General features: G+C 72.6%; 14 protein-coding genes. 5 read left to right on the top strand and 9 right to left on the bottom strand.

Annotated features, from left to right (window positions below; translation table 11 throughout):
• The first annotated feature begins 248 nt into the window (after nucleotides 1-248).
• The 3 genes from recA to J7F03_RS31485 all read left to right on the top strand — a co-directional run bounded on the left by recA (nucleotide 249) and on the right by J7F03_RS31485 (nucleotide 4,697).
• A complete protein-coding gene (gene recA / locus J7F03_RS31495) occupies nucleotides 249-1,367 on the top strand; it encodes a recombinase RecA (RefSeq protein ID WP_214955538.1) in 1,119 nt (372 codons plus the stop codon).
• A gap of 3 nt (nucleotides 1,368-1,370) precedes the next feature.
• Nucleotides 1,371-2,030: a recombination regulator RecX gene (recX, locus tag J7F03_RS31490; protein WP_214955536.1), complete on the top strand. Its 660-nt coding sequence runs from the start codon at nucleotides 1,371-1,373 to the stop codon at nucleotides 2,028-2,030.
• Between the two features lie 87 nt (nucleotides 2,031-2,117).
• A complete protein-coding gene (locus J7F03_RS31485) occupies nucleotides 2,118-4,697 on the top strand; it encodes an FtsX-like permease family protein (protein ID WP_214955533.1) in 2,580 nt (859 codons plus the stop codon).
• 170 nt (nucleotides 4,698-4,867) lie between these two features.
• Here J7F03_RS31485 and J7F03_RS31480 read toward each other — a convergent pair whose 3' ends face one another.
• The 8 genes from J7F03_RS31480 to J7F03_RS31450 form a co-directional block, all read right to left on the bottom strand.
• Nucleotides 4,868-5,257 carry a rhodanese-like domain-containing protein gene (locus J7F03_RS31480; RefSeq protein ID WP_214955581.1) on the bottom strand — a complete coding sequence of 130 codons (390 nt, stop codon included), beginning with the start codon at nucleotides 5,255-5,257 and terminating at the stop codon, nucleotides 4,868-4,870.
• Entirely contained in the window at nucleotides 5,248-5,784 is a 537-nt protein-coding gene (locus J7F03_RS31475; protein ID WP_214955531.1) for a cysteine dioxygenase, read from the bottom strand. The genes J7F03_RS31480 and J7F03_RS31475 overlap by 10 nt, the downstream gene beginning before the upstream one ends.
• A gap of 67 nt (nucleotides 5,785-5,851) precedes the next feature.
• A complete protein-coding gene (locus tag J7F03_RS42800) occupies nucleotides 5,852-5,938 on the bottom strand; it encodes a putative leader peptide (RefSeq protein WP_311318651.1) in 87 nt (28 codons plus the stop codon).
• 32 nt (nucleotides 5,939-5,970) lie between these two features.
• Nucleotides 5,971-7,548, bottom strand: a complete 1,578-nt coding sequence (locus tag J7F03_RS31470; protein WP_214955529.1) for an FAD-dependent monooxygenase — start codon at nucleotides 7,546-7,548, stop codon at nucleotides 5,971-5,973.
• A gap of 153 nt (nucleotides 7,549-7,701) precedes the next feature.
• The gene (locus J7F03_RS31465) at nucleotides 7,702-8,595 is read right to left on the bottom strand and encodes an amino acid ABC transporter permease (RefSeq protein WP_214955526.1); all 894 of its coding nucleotides are present in this window, start codon (nucleotides 8,593-8,595) and stop codon (nucleotides 7,702-7,704) included.
• On the bottom strand, nucleotides 8,592-9,266 hold the full coding sequence (locus J7F03_RS31460) for an amino acid ABC transporter permease (RefSeq protein ID WP_214955524.1): 675 nt from the start codon (nucleotides 9,264-9,266) through the stop codon (nucleotides 8,592-8,594). Before J7F03_RS31460 ends, J7F03_RS31465 begins: the two co-directional genes overlap by 4 nt.
• An 83-nt stretch (nucleotides 9,267-9,349) precedes the next feature.
• Nucleotides 9,350-10,201 (bottom strand): glutamate ABC transporter substrate-binding protein, encoded by an 852-nt coding sequence (locus J7F03_RS31455; protein WP_214955522.1) that lies wholly within the window; start codon nucleotides 10,199-10,201, stop codon nucleotides 9,350-9,352.
• A gap of 108 nt (nucleotides 10,202-10,309) precedes the next feature.
• On the bottom strand, nucleotides 10,310-11,095 hold the full coding sequence (locus J7F03_RS31450; protein WP_285440522.1) for an amino acid ABC transporter ATP-binding protein: 786 nt from the start codon (nucleotides 11,093-11,095) through the stop codon (nucleotides 10,310-10,312).
• 289 nt (nucleotides 11,096-11,384) lie between these two features.
• On the opposite strand from J7F03_RS31450, the gene J7F03_RS31445 reads away from it, so the two are divergent.
• Complete coding sequence (locus J7F03_RS31445) at nucleotides 11,385-12,131, top strand: response regulator transcription factor (RefSeq protein WP_214955520.1); 747 nt, start codon at nucleotides 11,385-11,387, stop codon at nucleotides 12,129-12,131.
• A 12-nt stretch (nucleotides 12,132-12,143) separates the two neighbouring features.
• Nucleotides 12,144-13,562 (top strand): HAMP domain-containing sensor histidine kinase, encoded by a 1,419-nt coding sequence (locus tag J7F03_RS31440; protein WP_214955518.1) that lies wholly within the window; start codon nucleotides 12,144-12,146, stop codon nucleotides 13,560-13,562.
• Here the strand turns inward: J7F03_RS31440 and J7F03_RS31435 are convergent, their stop codons facing one another.
• Nucleotides 13,563-15,779 carry an endo-beta-N-acetylglucosaminidase gene (locus J7F03_RS31435; protein WP_214955516.1) on the bottom strand — a complete coding sequence of 739 codons (2,217 nt, stop codon included), beginning with the start codon at nucleotides 15,777-15,779 and terminating at the stop codon, nucleotides 13,563-13,565.
• Nucleotides 15,780-15,796: the final 17 nt, after the last annotated feature.

Below are 15,796 nucleotides of genomic sequence, written 5' to 3'. Positions count from 1 at the left end.
GTCAGTTCCCGTGCGAGGGGCGCGGTGCGGCCGGTCGGGAACATGCTTGAGGTGCGTCCTTCGTGGCGGTGGATCACGCCGCCCGCGGGAGTGTCGGACGGGTCCGGTGTGGCGCGCTTGACAGGGAAATCGAACACGCATTCTCATGGGTTATCCACAGTCAAACCGGACGTGGGACCGCGTTGTCAGTGGCAGGCGTTAGCGTCAATGGCGTGAAGCGATCGACTCAAGTAAACCGGGTGGAACCCATGGCAGGCACCGACCGCGAGAAGGCTCTCGACGCCGCTCTCGCACAGATTGAACGACAGTTCGGCAAGGGCGCCGTGATGCGTCTCGGCGACAAGCCGAACGAACCCATCGACGTCATCCCGACCGGGTCGACCGCGCTGGACATCGCGCTCGGCGTCGGCGGGCTGCCGCGCGGTCGCGTCGTCGAGGTGTACGGGCCGGAGTCCTCCGGTAAGACGACCTTGACCCTCCACGCCGTCGCCAACGCGCAGAAGGCCGGCGGCACCGTCGCCTTCGTGGACGCCGAGCACGCGCTCGACCCCGAGTACGCCAAGGCCCTCGGCGTCGACACCGACAACCTCATCCTGTCCCAGCCGGACACCGGCGAGCAGGCGCTGGAGATCGTGGACATGCTGGTCCGCTCCGGCGCGCTCGACCTCATCGTCATCGACTCCGTCGCGGCGCTCGTGCCGCGCGCGGAGATCGAGGGTGAGATGGGCGACTCGCACGTGGGCCTCCAGGCCCGTCTGATGAGCCAGGCCCTCCGGAAGATCACCGGTGCGCTCAGCCAGTCCAAGACCACCGCGATCTTCATCAACCAGCTCCGCGAGAAGATCGGTGTGATGTTCGGCTCGCCGGAGACCACCACCGGTGGCCGCGCGCTGAAGTTCTACGCCTCCGTGCGCCTCGACATCCGGCGCATCGAGACCCTCAAGGACGGCACGGACGCGGTCGGCAACCGCACCCGCGTCAAGGTCGTCAAGAACAAGGTCGCGCCGCCCTTCAAGCAGGCCGAGTTCGACATCCTCTACGGCCACGGCATCAGCCGCGAGGGCGGCCTGATCGACATGGGCGTGGAGCACGGCTTCGTGCGCAAGGCCGGCGCCTGGTACACGTACGAGGGCGACCAGCTCGGCCAGGGCAAGGAGAACGCGCGGAAGTTCCTCTGCGACAACCCCGCCCTCTCCGACGAGATCGAGCGGAAGATCAAGGAGAAGCTGGGCGTCGGTGTCCGCAAGGACGCCGCTGCCACCGCCGCGGCCGAGGCCGGCGCGGACGCGTCCACCGAGACGCCGGCCGTGCCCGCTCCCGCCTCGAAGGCCAAGATCGCGGCCAAGTCCGCCGTCGCCAAGAGCTGACCCGTGTGGGAGCAGGAAAGGGGCGGTGGCACAGGCGGCCGGGAAGGCCGCCGAGAGGGTGGTCGTGAAGGCAGTCGGGAAGGTCGCCGCGGGAGTGGCGGCCGCGACGGCCGCCGCGCGGAGGGCCGCGACGGCCGCGACGGCCGTCAGGAGCTGCCGCCCCAGAGTCCCGAGGAGCAGGCGCGGGCGATCTGTCTGCGCCTGCTCACCGGGATGCCGCGTACCCGGCGGCAGCTCGCGGATGCCCTGGCCAAGCGGGACATCCCCGAGGAGGTGTCGGAGCAGGTCCTCTCCCGGTTCGAGGAGGTGGGCCTGATCGACGACGCCGCGTTCGCCGGGGCCTGGGTCGAATCCAGGCACCGGGGCCGGGGCCTGGCACGCCGGGCGCTCGCCCAGGAGCTGCGCACCAAGGGGGTGGACGCGGCCCTCGTACAGGACGCCCTGGAGCAGCTGGACTCCGACCAGGAGGAGGAGACCGCCCGGGAGCTCGTGGAGCGCAAGCTCCGCGCCACCCGGGGCCTGGAGCGGGACAAGCGGATCCGGCGCCTCGCGGGGATGCTCGCCCGCAAGGGGTACCCGGAGGGCATGGCACTGCGGGTGGTCCGCCGCGCGCTGGAGGCGGAAGGCGAGGACGCCGACGATCTGGGGTACCCCGGGGGCTGAGCCGCTCCCGGGGTGGGGTTAGCCCCCGGCCCCGGACGCCGGGGTGCTGCACTGCCAAGGAGCCTGCCCGGCGGCAGAGTTGTCCGCATGATGCTTCGCTACGCACTGCAGACCGTAAGGGACCGCAAAGCCGGTTTCCTCGGAGCCTTCGTCGCCCTGTTGTGCGCGGCGGCGCTCATCACCGCCTGCGGGACCCTCCTGGAAACGGGGCTGCGCGGAAAGATCCCCGCCGAGCGCTACGCGGGCGCCCCGGTGGTCGTCTCCGCCGACCAGAACGTCCACGCGACGACGGTCAAGGAGAAGAAGGGCAAGCTGAAGACGAAGCACAAGGCCAAGCCCGTCGCCGAACGGGCCTGGCTGCCGGCCGCCACCGTCGACACCGTCCGCGCGGTGCCCGGAGTCGAGCGGGCCGTACCCGAGCTCACCTTCCAGGCCGTCCCGCTCGCCGAGGGAGCCCAGGGAGCCCAGGGAGAGCACGGCGCCGACGGCGCGAAGCCCCCGTACGGGCACGCCTGGACCTCCGCCGCGCTCACCCCCTTCACGCTCGCCGAGGGCCGCGCCCCCCAGGGCGGCGCCGAGGTCGTCGTCGACCGTGAACTCGCCGCCCGCGCCGGCCTGAAGCCGGGCTCCGAGCTCACCGTGCAGTCCACCGGCGAACCCAGGACCTACCGGGTCAGCGGGATCGCGGCCCCGGCCGGCGGGAGCCTCGCGCACCAGAGCGCGCTGTTCTTCAGCGACGCCGAAGCGCAGCGGCTCGCCGCCCGCGACGGCAAGGTCAGCGCCATCGGTGTCCTCCCGAAGGCCGGGGTGGACGCCGGTGAGCTCGCCGGGCGGGTCCGCCAAGCACTCCACGGCACCACCGCGCAGGTCGCCTCCGGCGACGAGCGGGGCCCCGTCGAGTTCCTCGACGCGGCCGGGGCCCGGGTCAAGCTGGTCTCCATGGGCGGCGCGATGGGCGGCACCTCGCTCCTCGTGGCGATCCTCGTCGTCGTCGGCACCTTCGCCCTGTCGATCCAGCAGCGCCACCGCGAGCTCGCCCTGCTCCGCGCCATCGCCGCCACCCCCCGCCAGCTGCGCCGCATGATCGGCCGCGAGGCACTGCTGGTGGGTCTGGCCGCCGGTATCGCCGGAGCCCTCGCCGGGCTGCCGCTGGCCGGCTGGCTGCACGGCCGGTTCGTCGACAGCGGGGTCGTCCCCGTCACCCTGGAGCGCACCGCCGGGATCTTCCCGATGATCGCCGCCGTCGGCGCGAGCCTGCTCGGCGCCTGGGCCGCGGCCCGGATCACCGCACGGCGCATCGCCCGCATCCGGCCCGCCGAGGCGCTCGCCGAGGCCGCCGTCGAGCGCGGCCGGCCCGCGTGGGCCCGGATCGCCGCCGGGGTGCTGCTGCTGGCCGCCGGGGTGGTGCTGGTCGCCGTACTGAGCACCCTGCGCACCGAGCCCGCGTCCACGCCGGTCACCTTCCTCGCCGTCGTGGTGCTCGCCGGGGCCGTCTCGCTGCTGGGCCCGCTGATCGTCAAGGGCGCGACCGTGCTGCTCGCCGGACCGCTGCGGCTGGCGGGCACGGGCGGCCACCTGGCCGCCGCGAACCTGCGCGGCAACGCCACCCGGATGGCCTCCGCCGTCACCCCGCTCACCCTGCTGGTCGGGATGGCCTGCACCGTGCTCTTCGTCACGCCGACCCTCGGGGACGCGGCCCGGGCACAGGCCCGCGAAGGAGTGCGGGCCGAGTGGATGCTCGCGGGACAGGGCCCGGTACCGGGCGTGTCCGGCGCCGCCGCCGAACGGATCCGCCGGACCCCCGGGGTCGCCGCGGCCACCGAGGTCGTGCACACGTCGATCCGGGTGGGGCTCGTGAAGTACGCGGCGCAGGGCGTCACCCCCGCCGGGCTGGAGCGGACCTGGGACCCGGGCGTTACGGGCGGGAGCCTGGCGGGATTCGGAGAGGGGAAGGCGGCCGTGAGCGAACTGGCCGCCGACCAGCTGGGACTGAAGCCGGGCAGCCCGCTGCAGCTGACGCTGGGCGACGGGACGCCGGTCACGCTCACGGTGTCGGCGGTGTACGCGCGGGGGCTGGGCTTCGGTGACGTGACGCTGCCGCACGCCCTGGTGGCCGCGCACGTCGACGATCCGCTGGCCTCGCGGGTGCTGGTGGCCGCGGAGCCGGGTGCGGCGGGCCGTGAGGGGCTGGCCGCGGTCGTACGGGAGTACCCGGGCGTGGCGCTGCTGTCGGCGGCCGAGGCCGACCGGCGGGCCGCGACCGCCACCGCCGCCGGGGCCGAGGTCAACCTGCTGGCGATGGGGCTGGTCCTCGCCTTCACCGCGATCGCGGTGGCCAACACCCTGGCGATGTCCACGGGAGAGCGGATGCGGGAGTTCGCGATGCTGCGGCTCGCGGGCGCGAAGCGCAGGCAGGTACGGGGGATGCTGCGGGCGGAGGCGCTGGCGGTCCTCCTGATGGGGGTGGTGCTGGGGTCGGGGATCGCGCTGGCGGTACTCACCGCGTTCAGCGTGGGCATGACGGGGACGGCCGCGCCGGTGGTGCTTCCGCTGGCCTACGCGGTGGTCGTCGGCGGGGCGGGGTTGCTGGCGCTGTGCGCTACGGGGCTGCCGGGGCGGGTCGCGCTGCGGGTCCCCCCGGTGGAGGTAGCCATGGCCAAGGCCTGACCAGGGCCTGACCCGGGCCTCGGCCCCGCGACCCGATCGCAGCCGGGCCTCCCCGGCACCGACACCCCGTAGCCGGGCCCCGGCAGCGGGGTGTCCTGCCGCATGGGCCCCCGGCTGCGGGTGGGCCGACCCCGGGAGGCCCGCCAGGGCCGAGCGGTGCGAGGGGCGCGTCAAGAAGGAGAGGCAACCGGGAGGCCCGCCGCGCGCCAGGCCTGGAAGCCGCCCGTGAGGTCAGTGGCGTTGGGGAGGGACAGCGCGTGGAGGGAGGCCGCCGCGAGGGTGGAGGCGTAGCCCTCGTTGCAGATGACGATGACGCGGACGTCGCGGTCCGTGGCCTGCGGCAGGCGGTGGGAGCCCTCGGGGTCCAGACGCCATTCCAGTTCGTTGCGCTCGATCACCAGCGCGCCGGGGATCAGGCCGTCCCGCTCACGCAGGGCCTGGTACCTGATGTCGACCAGGAGGGCCCCGGCCAGGAACTCCGTGTGCGCCTGGGCCGGGTCCACGCGGTCGTACGTGGTGCGGAGCCGGTCCACGAGCGCGTCGATGCCGCTCACTGCCAGTCCGCCGGCCGCTCGACCTGCTCCAGCGTGAGCACCGGGCCGGTGCGGCTGTATCGGCGGATCAGGGGGAGCGGCGGGTGGTACGCGTGGACGGAGATCGCGTGCTCGGTCCGGGACTCGTTGAGCACCTCGTGCACGTGGTGCTCGCCGAAGGCGCGCCCGGTGCCCGGCCCGAGGTCGCGCGTGCGGTCCACGTCGGGAGCCAGGGAGAGGGACTGCCAGCCCTCGGCGGGCAGGCGCACCGTCAGGGAGTTCTCCGTGAGGCGGCCCCGCGCGGTGGTGAACGCGCCCCGGGACTCGGCGTGGTCGTGCCAGCCGGTGCCGGTGCCCGGCGGCCAGCCGATCAGCCAGGCCTCGCTGCCGCCCGGGCCGTCGAGCCGGATCCAGGTCCGGCCCTCGGGGTCGAGGGGGAGGGAGGCGATCAGTTCGGGGTCGGAGGCGACGCGCCGGGTGAAGGCGAGGAGGTCCGCCGCCGTGACCGAAGGCGAGGTGACGGCGGGGGAGGGGGCGTGCGCGGGCGCAGACATGGAGGATGACCGTCCTGGGGGTTCGCGAGAGCGCGCGGCACACGGCGGGCGCGCGGAGGAAGGCGAATCAGCAGGAAGGGCGACACACGCAGCCCGCGTAGCGGAGCAGGTCCATGTGGACCCTCCGCCACAGGCGTACGTCGTTGCCGGTCATGTCGGCGAGTGAAGCACGAGTCGGGCGGACGGTCAATCGATCACAGGTGCCGGCGTGGGCGCCGCCATGGGCGTGGGCGAGGCCGAGGGCGCGCCGTGGCGCACCGCGTCGGCGGCCTCGTACAGCTCCGCGGGGCGGACCCCGGCGAACGTCGCCGCCAGATGCCCGTCGGGCCGTACGAGGAGCACGGTGTGCGCCGCCGCCCCCGGATAGCCGTCCGCGACGAGGAGCTCCGCCCGGACGGGGAGTGCGCTGACCGCCGCCGCGAGGCGGGGCATCAGGCCGGCGCCCAGCCAGTGGCGCCGGTCCCAGACCCCGGTGCCGGGGGCGACGAGGACGACCAGCACCCGGCCCCGGCCCAACTGGTCGCGCAGCGGCACCGTGGCGCCGTCGGGCGCGGTGACCGGGATGTTCGCGACGGGCCCGCCCGGCTCGGTGGCGGTGGGGACCTCGCGGACGGCGACGGGCGGGGCGTACACCGGCTCCGCTCCCAGCGGGCCGCGCCCCAAGTGGCCGTCGGTCAGGAGGGATTCGGCGGAACGCGAGGCTCCGGGGAGGTAGGTGCGGAGCCCGCCCCCGGCGCGCAGCGCGGGCATGGCCTGGTCGGCGGCGCGCAGCCGGGCGGCCACCGCCCTGCGGCGCTCGGCCTCGTAGCTGTCGAGGAGTTCCTCGGAGGCGCCGTGGTGCCAGGCGAGGGCGAGTTTCCAGGCGAGGTTCTCGGCGTCGCGGAGGCCCTCCTCGACGCCCTGGGTGCCGAGCGCGCCGAGCAGGTGCGCGGCGTCCCCGGCGAGGAAGGCGCGGCCGTCGCGCCAGCGCCGGGCGAGCCGGTGGTGCAGGGTGTGGACCCCGGTGTCGAGGAGGTCGTACGGGGGTGTCGTGCCGCCGCACCACACGGCGAGGGTGTCGCGGATGCGGGTCACCAGCGCGTCGGGGGTGACGAGGTCCCCGCGCGCCGGGAGCAGCCAGTCCAGCCGGTACACCCCGTCGGGCAGCGGCCGGGCGGTGACTTCCTCGGGCGGGTTGCGGTGCAGCAAAGCCTCGCCGGGCCAGGGCAGTTCGGTGCGCAGGGCGGCGACGGCGTGCCGCTCGACGGCGGTGCGGCCGGGGAAGCGGATGCCGAGCAGCTTGCGCACGGTGGAGCGGGCTCCGTCGCAGCCGACCAGGTAACTGCCGCGCCACCACGTGGTCTCGGCGCCCCGGGTGTGTGCGGTGACCCCGTGGCCGTCCTGCTCCAGGACGTCGAGTTTGCTCTCGGTGACCAGCTGGACCAGGGGGTGCGCTGTGGCGGCGTCGCGCAGTCCGCGGGTCAGGGCGTGCTGGGGCAGGTGGGCGGGGGCCGGGCCGTCCTCGAAGGTGATCCGCTGCGCGTCGCGGCCGCGCCGCATGGTGCGCCAGGCGGCGAAGTACGTGCCCTCGTCGCGCAGGGTCGTGCAGCCCAGCCGGTGCACCATGGCGGCGGTGTCGGCGTGCAGGGCGACGGTGCGGGCGGGGCGGGGTTCGTCCTTGCCGGGTCCCTCGTCGAGCACGACGCAGGGCACGCCCTGGCCGGCCAGGGCGAGGGCCATGGACAGCCCGACGGGCCCCGCGCCGACGACGATCACCGGGTCCATGATGTGGCTCCCGGTGTCCGGTATGTGATCACAGAACGTATGCAACCCACTGGAGGTGCCTGCGTCAAGTGACGCCGGGCCGGACAATGCCGAGTGGTGCGGCGGATGAGTTCCGCCGCACCACACGTGTCCCACTAGTGTACTGACCGGCTGTCAGGGAGCCTCACCCACGCCGGCCGCGCCGCCGGCGTCGACTTCGGCCACGTCACCGGCGACCACGGCGCCGGTGCCCCGCTTGGACTTCCGCTGCCAGCTCTCCAGCCCAGACGCCAAGGTGGTCAGGGCGAAGTTCACCGCGATGTAGATCAGCGCGATCACCACGAAGGTCGCGATGGTGTTGCTGTAGTTCGCGGAGATCTGTCGGGCCGTCGACAGCAGCTCGGCGAGGCCGAGCAGGGTGCCGCCGAGCGCGGTGTCCTTGAGGATCACCACGAGCTGACTGACCAGGGCCGGCAGCATCGCGGTGACGGCCTGCGGGATCAGGACGTACACCATGGTCTGGCCCTTGCGCATGCCGATCGCCTTGGCCGCGTCGGTCTGGCCCCTGGGCAGGGACAGCACACCCGCCCGGACGATCTCGGCGATGACCGAGGCGTTGTACAGCACCAGGCCGGTGACCACCGCGTACAGCGGCCGGACGTCCGAGGGGACCGACGTGTACTGCACGTACAGGGCGCTGCCGAACAGCATCAGCATCAGCACTGGGATCGCGCGGAAGAACTCGACGAAGGCGCCGACCGGGAGGCGGACCCAGGCGTGGTCGGAGAGTCGGCCCATGCCGAGGAGGGCGCCCAGCGGCAGGGCGATCACCATGGCGATCACACCGGCTTTGAGGGTTTCCAGCAGGCCGGGGATCAGGAACGTCGTCCAGACCTGGCTGTCGGTGACGAACGGGCTCCACTTCTCGGCGTCGAGCTGACCCTTCTCCGACATGAGGCCCAGCGCCCACCATATGGCGAGGCCCAGGAGTACGAGGAAGACCCCGCTATAGATCCAGTTGCGCACCTTGGCCTTGGGGCCCGGGGCGTCGTACAGCACGGAGGTCATCGCTTTACCGCCACTCGCTTGGCCACCCAGCCCAGCAGCAGGCCGGTGGGCAGGGTCAGGAGGACGAAGCCGAGGGCGAAGACGCCGAAGACGGCGAAGAGCGCATCGGCCTCGTTCTCGACCATTTCCTTCATCAGCAGGGCCGCTTCGGCCACGGTGATGGTTGCAGCCACCGTGGTGTTCTTGGTGAGTGCGATCAGTACGTTCGTGAGCGGCCCGATGACCGCGCGGAAGGCCTGGGGGAGCACGATCAGGGTGAGCACCTGGAAGAAGCTCAGGCCCAGCGCGCGCGCTGCCTCCGCCTGGCCCACGGGCACGGTGTTGATGCCCGAGCGCAGCGCCTCGCAGACGAAGGTGCCGGTGTAGGCCGTCAGTCCGAGGACGGCCAGCCGGAAGCCGATCTCCTTGAACGTGTCGCCGCCCAGCGTGATGCCGAGGGTCTCGCTCAGGCCAAGCGAGCAGGCAATGATCAGCAAAGTCAGCGGGGTGTTGCGCACCACGTTGACGTACGCGGTGCCGAAGCCGCGCATCAGCGGTACCGGGCTGACCCGCATCCCGGCCAGGACGGTGCCCCATACCAGGGATCCGGCCGCCGAGTACAAGGTGAGCTGAACCGTCACCCAGAAGGCTCCGAGCACGTCGTACTGCCCGGACTCAAGAAAATCAAACACGATGCCCTGCGCTCTCCCCAGGATGGCCGGCGAGGGGCGCCGCCGCCCGTGACAGGCGGGCGGCGACGCTCCTCACCGATGAATCAGCTGCCTTCGGTGATCTGCGGGGCAGGCTCGTTCTTGTAGTCGGCCGGACCGAAGTTCTTCTTCACGGCCGCCTCCCAAGCGCCGTCCGCGACCATCTTCTTGAGCGCGGCGTTGACCTTGGTCTGGAGCTCGGTGTCGCCCTTCTTCAGGCCGATGCCGTAGGGCTCGTTGCTGAGGTTGAGGCCGACCAGCTTGAACTTGCCCTTGTTCTTGTCCTGCGAGGCGTAGCCGGCCAGGATCGAGTTGTCCGTGGTCAGCGCGTCGATGGCCTTGCTCTCCAGGCCGGTGAGGCACTCGGAGTAGCCCGCGGACTCCTTCAGGTCGGCCTCGGGGGCCAGCTTGGTCTTGACGTTCTGCGCGGAGGTGGAGCCGGTGACCGAGCAGAGCTTCTTCTTGTTGAGGTCCTCGGCCTTGGTGATCGAGGAGTCGTCGGCGCGGACCAGCAGGTCCTGGTGGGCCAGGAAGTACGGGCCGGCGAAGTCGACCTTCGCCTTGCGCTTGTCGTTGATCGTGTAGCTCGCGACGACGAGCTTGACGTCACCGTTGGCGATCAGGTTCTCGCGCTCGGCGCTGACGGCCTGCTTGAACTCGATCTGGTCGGGCTGGTAGCCGAGCTCCTTGGCCACGTACGTCGCGACGTCGACGTCGAAGCCGGTGAACTTGCCGTCGGGGTTCTTCAGGCCCAGACCCGGCTGGTCGAACTTGATGCCGATGACGATCTTGTCCTTGGCCCCGCCCGACGGGCCGCCGTCACTGGCGGCCTTGTCGCTGCTGCCGCCACAGGCGGTCGCGGTCAGGGCGAGGGCCACGGCGACGGCAGCGGCCGCACCAGCCTTGAGGATCTTCATGTGAACTTCCCTCGGATGAGACGTTTTGGACGACGAGCGACGTGTACGGCGCAGTCGTGATCCGTTCCGGCGGTGATCCGCCCTACGGATGACTACCAGACAGGACCCTCAGTGGTGCAGGATCTTCGACAGGAAGTCCTTGGCGCGGTCGCTCCGCGGGTTGCTGAAGAACTGATCGGGCGTCGCCTCTTCGACGATCTTCCCGTCGGCCATGAAGACCACTCGGTTGGCGGCAGAGCGGGCGAAGCCCATCTCGTGCGTGACGACCACCATGGTCATTCCCTCGCGGGCGAGCTGCTGCATGACCTCCAGCACCTCGTTGATCATCTCGGGGTCGAGTGCCGAGGTGGGCTCGTCGAACAGCATCACCTTCGGGTCCATCGCCAGCGCGCGGGCGATCGCCACGCGCTGCTGCTGGCCGCCCGAGAGCTGCGCCGGGTACTTGTCGGCCTGCGAGCCGACGCCCACCCGGTCCAGCAGGGACTTCGCCTTCTCCAGCGCGGCCGCCTGGCTCATCTTGCGGACCTTGAGCTGGCCCAGCATGACGTTCTGCAGCACCGTCTTGTGGGCGAAGAGGTTGAAGGACTGGAAGACCATGCCCACGTCGGCACGGAGCTTGGCCAGCTCGCGTCCCTCCGAAGGCAGTTGGTTGCCGTCGAGCGTGATGGTGCCCGAATCGATCGTCTCCAGCCGGTTGATGGTCCGGCACAGGGTGGACTTGCCCGACCCCGAAGGGCCGATCACCACGACGACCTCGCCGCGGGCGATGCTCAGGTCGATGTCCTGCAGCACGTGCAGCGCGCCGAAGTGCTTGTTGACGTTGTTCAGCACGACCAGGCCGTCCGCGGCACCGGCCGCGTCCCGCACGTCCTTGGTCACTGATACTCCGCTCATCGGCTTCTTGCTCCGTCCTCCTCGGTTGGGAGGACAGTAGTGACGTGACGCGCACAACGTCACCACATCTGAGGGAGAATTGAGCATAACGATCCGGCCTCGCACCGATACGCTCCGTACGCGCGGTTGGCCGGGCACCGACCGTGGCCGTACCGGGTGCGTAACGGAAGCCCCGCCGGACCGGAACCGCCTTGACGTGGCAGTCTGCATCGGCGTGGATGCTTGGTGGCCGTCAAGCGAATGGCGGACGACCGATGAAGGACGAGGAAGAAGTGGAGAGGGGGACGACATGAGGCTGCTGCTCGTCGAGGACGACGACCACGTCGCCGCCGCCCTGTCCGCGATCCTCGCCCGGCACGGCTTCCGGGTGACCCATGCGCGCAGCGGTGAGGAGGCCCTGCAGGCCCTCCTGCCGGCCGGCGCCCCGCCGCAGGTCTCTCCGTACGGGGTGATCCTGCTCGACCTCGGCCTGCCCGACCAGGACGGTTACGAGGTCTGCGGCAAGATCCGCAAGCGCACCAGCACGCCCGTCATCATGGTCACCGCGCGGGCCGATGTGCGCTCGCGCATCCACGGCCTCAACATGGGTGCCGACGACTACGTGACCAAGCCCTACGACACGGGTGAACTCCTCGCCCGCATCCACGCCGTCGCCCGCCGTACCGGAGCCTCCGAGGAGGCAACCGCCGCTGGCGGGACGGGCACGTCCGGAGTCGTCCGGCTCGGCCCCGTCTCCATCGAGCTGTCCACCCGCCGGGTCGGCGTGGACGGCACCGACGTCCCGCTCACCCGCAAGGAGTTCGACCTGCTGGCCCTGCTCGCACAGCGCCCCGGGGTCGTCTTCCGCCGCGAGCAGATCATCAGTGAGGTCTGGCGCACCAGCTGGGAGGGGACCGGCCGGACCCTCGAGGTCCACGTGGCCTCGCTGCGCTCCAAGCTGCGCATGCCGGCCCTCATCGAGACCGTCCGCGGCGTCGGGTACCGGCTCGTCGTCCCGCCGGCACCGCCGGCCCAGCCCGCGCCACCCGCGCCCTAGCGGGGAGCCGCCGTGCGCGCCCGCCTGCTCCCGCTGCTCGTCGTCCTCATGGCGGGCGTCCTGCTCGCCCTGGGCTTCCCGCTCGCGGTGGCCCTGGCCGCCGGGCAGCAACAGCGGGTGGTCGTCGACCGGATCGACGACAGCGCCCGCTTCGCCGCGCTCGCCCAGTTCGTCATCGACGCCGAGGGCTCGAACGCCAGCGGAGCCGACGAGCGCCGCGAGACCCTCCGGCAGGAACTCAGCCGCTACCAGGAGCTGTACGGCATCCGCGTCGGCATCTTCCTCCGCAACGACAACGCCATCGCCCGGTCCCCCGGCTGGTGGGAGCTCCCGGAGTCGGGGGAGGGGCGCCGCGCCTTCCAAGAGGCACTCGCCGGACGGCGCAGCCACGACCCCGGCCAGGTGTGGCCCTGGCAGACCCACGGCAAACTCCTCGTCGCCTCCCCCGTCGTCCTCGACGGGGACGTGGTCGCCGTCGTCGCCACCGAGTCGCCCACCGGCCAGATGCGCTCCCGGATCCTGCGGGGCTGGCTGCTGATCATCGGCGGGCTCGGCGCCGCCATGCTCGTGGCCTTCGGTGCCGCGCTGCGGCTGACCAGCTGGGTGCTCAAGCCCGTGCGGACCCTGGACGCGGCCGCCCACGGCATCGCCACCGGGCGGATGAACTCCCGGGTGGCGGCGGCCGGCGGGCCCCCGGAACTGCGGCGCCTCGCCCGCTCGTTCAACGAGATGGCCGACAACGTCGAAGAGGTCCTGGAACAGCAGCGGGCGTTCGTCGCGGACGCCTCCCACCAACTGCGCAACCCGCTCGCGGCACTGCTCCTGCGGATCGAGCTCCTCGCCCTCGAACTCCCCGACGGCAACGAGGAGATCGCCTCCGTGCGGACCGAGGGAAAGCGCCTGACCCAGGTCCTGGACGACCTGCTGGACCTGGCGCTGGCCGAGCACGCCACCGCCGAGATCAGCCTCGTCGACATCGCGGGGCTGGCCGCCGAGCGGGTCACCGCCTGGCGGCCGTTCGCCGAGGAGAAGGGCGTGCGGCTCACCGGGACCGGGCGGAGCGCCGCCACCGGCTGGGCCGATCCGATCGCCCTCTCCAGCGCGCTCGACGCCGTCATCGACAATGCCCTCAAGTTCACCCCGGAGGGTGAGGACGTCGAGGTGAGCCTCTCCGTGGTGGGCGATCAGGTGCGCATCGTGGTCGCCGACCGGGGGCCCGGCCTCACCGAGGAGGAGCTGCTCCGCGTCGGCGACCGGTTCTGGCGCAGCGGCCGCCACCAGAACGTCAAGGGCTCCGGGCTCGGCCTTTCCATCTCCCGCGCCCTGCTCGCCGCGGGCGGCGGGTCCCTCTCCTACGAGAAGAACCCGCCGCACGGGCTGCGGGTGACGGTGGCGGTCCCGCGCACCGACCCCGCCGCCATGCACGAGTGATCAGATGGCTCCGGTCCAGGTGAGGGTGGTGCGGGCGGGGGCGGAGACGGCGTACAGCTCGTCCACGGCCCGTACTTCGAAGACGGCCGCCTTCTCGCGGCCGGCGCGCTCGACGGCCGGGAGGTAGAGGGCGGTCGCGCAGGTGCCGCCGAGGAAGCGGCGGGTGCCGTCCGGCAGGACACGGGACACCTCGTAATGGCGGAGCGGGCCCGCCTGGCCGGCCCGCTGCCATGACAGCCGCAGGGCCGCCGTACCGGACTGCTGGGCCGAGGCGGTCACGGCCGGCGTCCCCGGAGTACCCGGGCGGGGCCGCGCGGCGGCGTCGCGTACCGTCAGGGCGCCGAGCCGCCAGCGCACCGGCTTCTTCCCGAGCCGGGTGATCCGTACGGCCAGACCGTGGGCGGTCCCGCCCGCCAGATCCGCCAGCCGGACCCGGGTCGTGCTCCAGCCCTGACCGGCGGCGGAGGTCTGCGCCTTCAGCCAGGTGTACGGGACCTCCTGCCCCGGGGCGGCCGGCTCGCGCGTGGCCACCCCGAGCTCGACGGCGACGGTGCCCGACTCGGTGGCGTGGACCAGCTCGACGACGGTCGAGCGGGACAGCGGCAGCCGGGTGGAGTGCAGCCCGACGGCGGCCGGAGCGGCGAGTTCGCCGGAGACGAGGAGGCTGGAGCCGCCGCGCCAGGCCCTGGCGAAGTCGAGGGTGACCTTGGGGCGGGCCCCGGCGGTGTCCACGACCCAGCGGCGTCCGGGGAGCCGGTCCTGGAGGCCGAGGTGGTTCCACGGGGTGTCGCCGACGGCCCTGCCGCCCTCGTACCAGCGCTCGCCGTGCCCGGTGTTGAAGGAGCAGGCGAAGGGCAGGGCGGTGACGGTGGACCGGTCGGCGACGACGGTGGCGGGGGCGCGCCAGGTGCCTTCGGGGCCGGGGCGGGCCGGGTCCAGGGACTCGCCCGTCCAGAACCGGTCGTCGGCGCGGTGGAAGGCGCCCGGGGAGCGGTCGGCGAGGTGGTTGCGGGTCCACTCGGGCCGGTAGAAGCCGTAGGAGACGACGTGGTCGCGGTCGCGCGGGACGATCGCGTCCCAGTCCACCTGGCACTCCCATCCGCGGGACTCCGTGTCCACGGCGGCCCACAGCTCGTGGCGGCCGCGCCCCAGCCCGTCCGCGAGCGCGCCGGAGGCGGCCAGCTTCGCCGGGGTCCAGCGGAAGTCCACGAACATGGTGTCCGCGACCTTGCCCCGGCGGTCCTCGAAGAACTCCTGGTTGAGCTCGTTCAGCGCGCCCTGCCAGCCGACCCCGCCGGTGGAGTTCATCGCGTCGTACCAGGTGACGCGCAGTCCGTGCGGCTCGCCGGCGGCGCGCAGGGCCCGGAGGAACTGCTGGGTGCGGGCCGCGAGTTCACTGTCGCCGCCCCCGGTCTCGGCGTTGACGAACCAGCCGTCGAACCCGTAAGTCCGCGCCACCAGCGCCAGCTTCTCGGCGACCGGGAACCGGCCGAGGGAATCCCGCTGGACCAGGTCCCTGGTCCACTGGAGGTCGCCGCCGTAGGCCACGGGCGGCAGGAACACGTTGCCCATCACCCGCACGCCGTTGCGGTGCGCGGCGTCGACGACGGGCGCGTTCGGGGCGAGCACGATGCCCTCGCCGGAGGAGCCGCCCCAGAAGACCAGCTCGTCGATGTACGCCCAGTGGGTGAGGGCGTAGTAGTCGGCGGTCGGGGAGCCCTGGGACGGGTTCCCGGCGGTGCTCCCGAAGGAGACGAGCGAGGCGATGCGGGCCTGGCCGGCGCGGGCGGAGGCGTTCGGCGGCGCCGGGGTGAAACGGGAAGCCAGCGGCACGGTCGAGGTGTTGTGGGCCAGATCGGGATCGGACTCGGGGCTCCACCGCATGAGGGAGCGCCAGGTGATCCCGGGACCCGGGGTGCCCTCGGGGAGCGAGTCGGGGAACCAGTACGAGGCGTACGGGGCCAGGCCGGCGGGGGCGGCCGGAGCCCCGGGGGCCGCCGTGGCGGGGGCGGCCGTGGCGGGGGCCGCGACCTTGAAGAGCAGGGCGGCGGCTCCGGCACCGGCTCCGGCGGCCAGTAACCCGCGCCGGGTCGGCCGTATCCCGGTCCCCGCCGCGGTGCTCGGCGTCGCGCCTCTCGCGGTGCTCGGCGCGGTGCAGGCCGGTGCTGCCGTGGTGCGGGCGGTACGAGGGTCGACAGCGTCGTCGGTCTCGGGCATGCGGGTTCTCCTCCGTG

The sequence above is a fragment of the Streptomyces sp. ISL-43 genome (assembly GCF_018614195.1).
In the GTDB taxonomy this organism is placed as follows: domain Bacteria; phylum Actinomycetota; class Actinomycetes; order Streptomycetales; family Streptomycetaceae; genus Streptomyces.
Note: the sequence above shows the minus strand (reverse complement) of the source record. Positions and strands in the feature narration are given on the sequence as shown.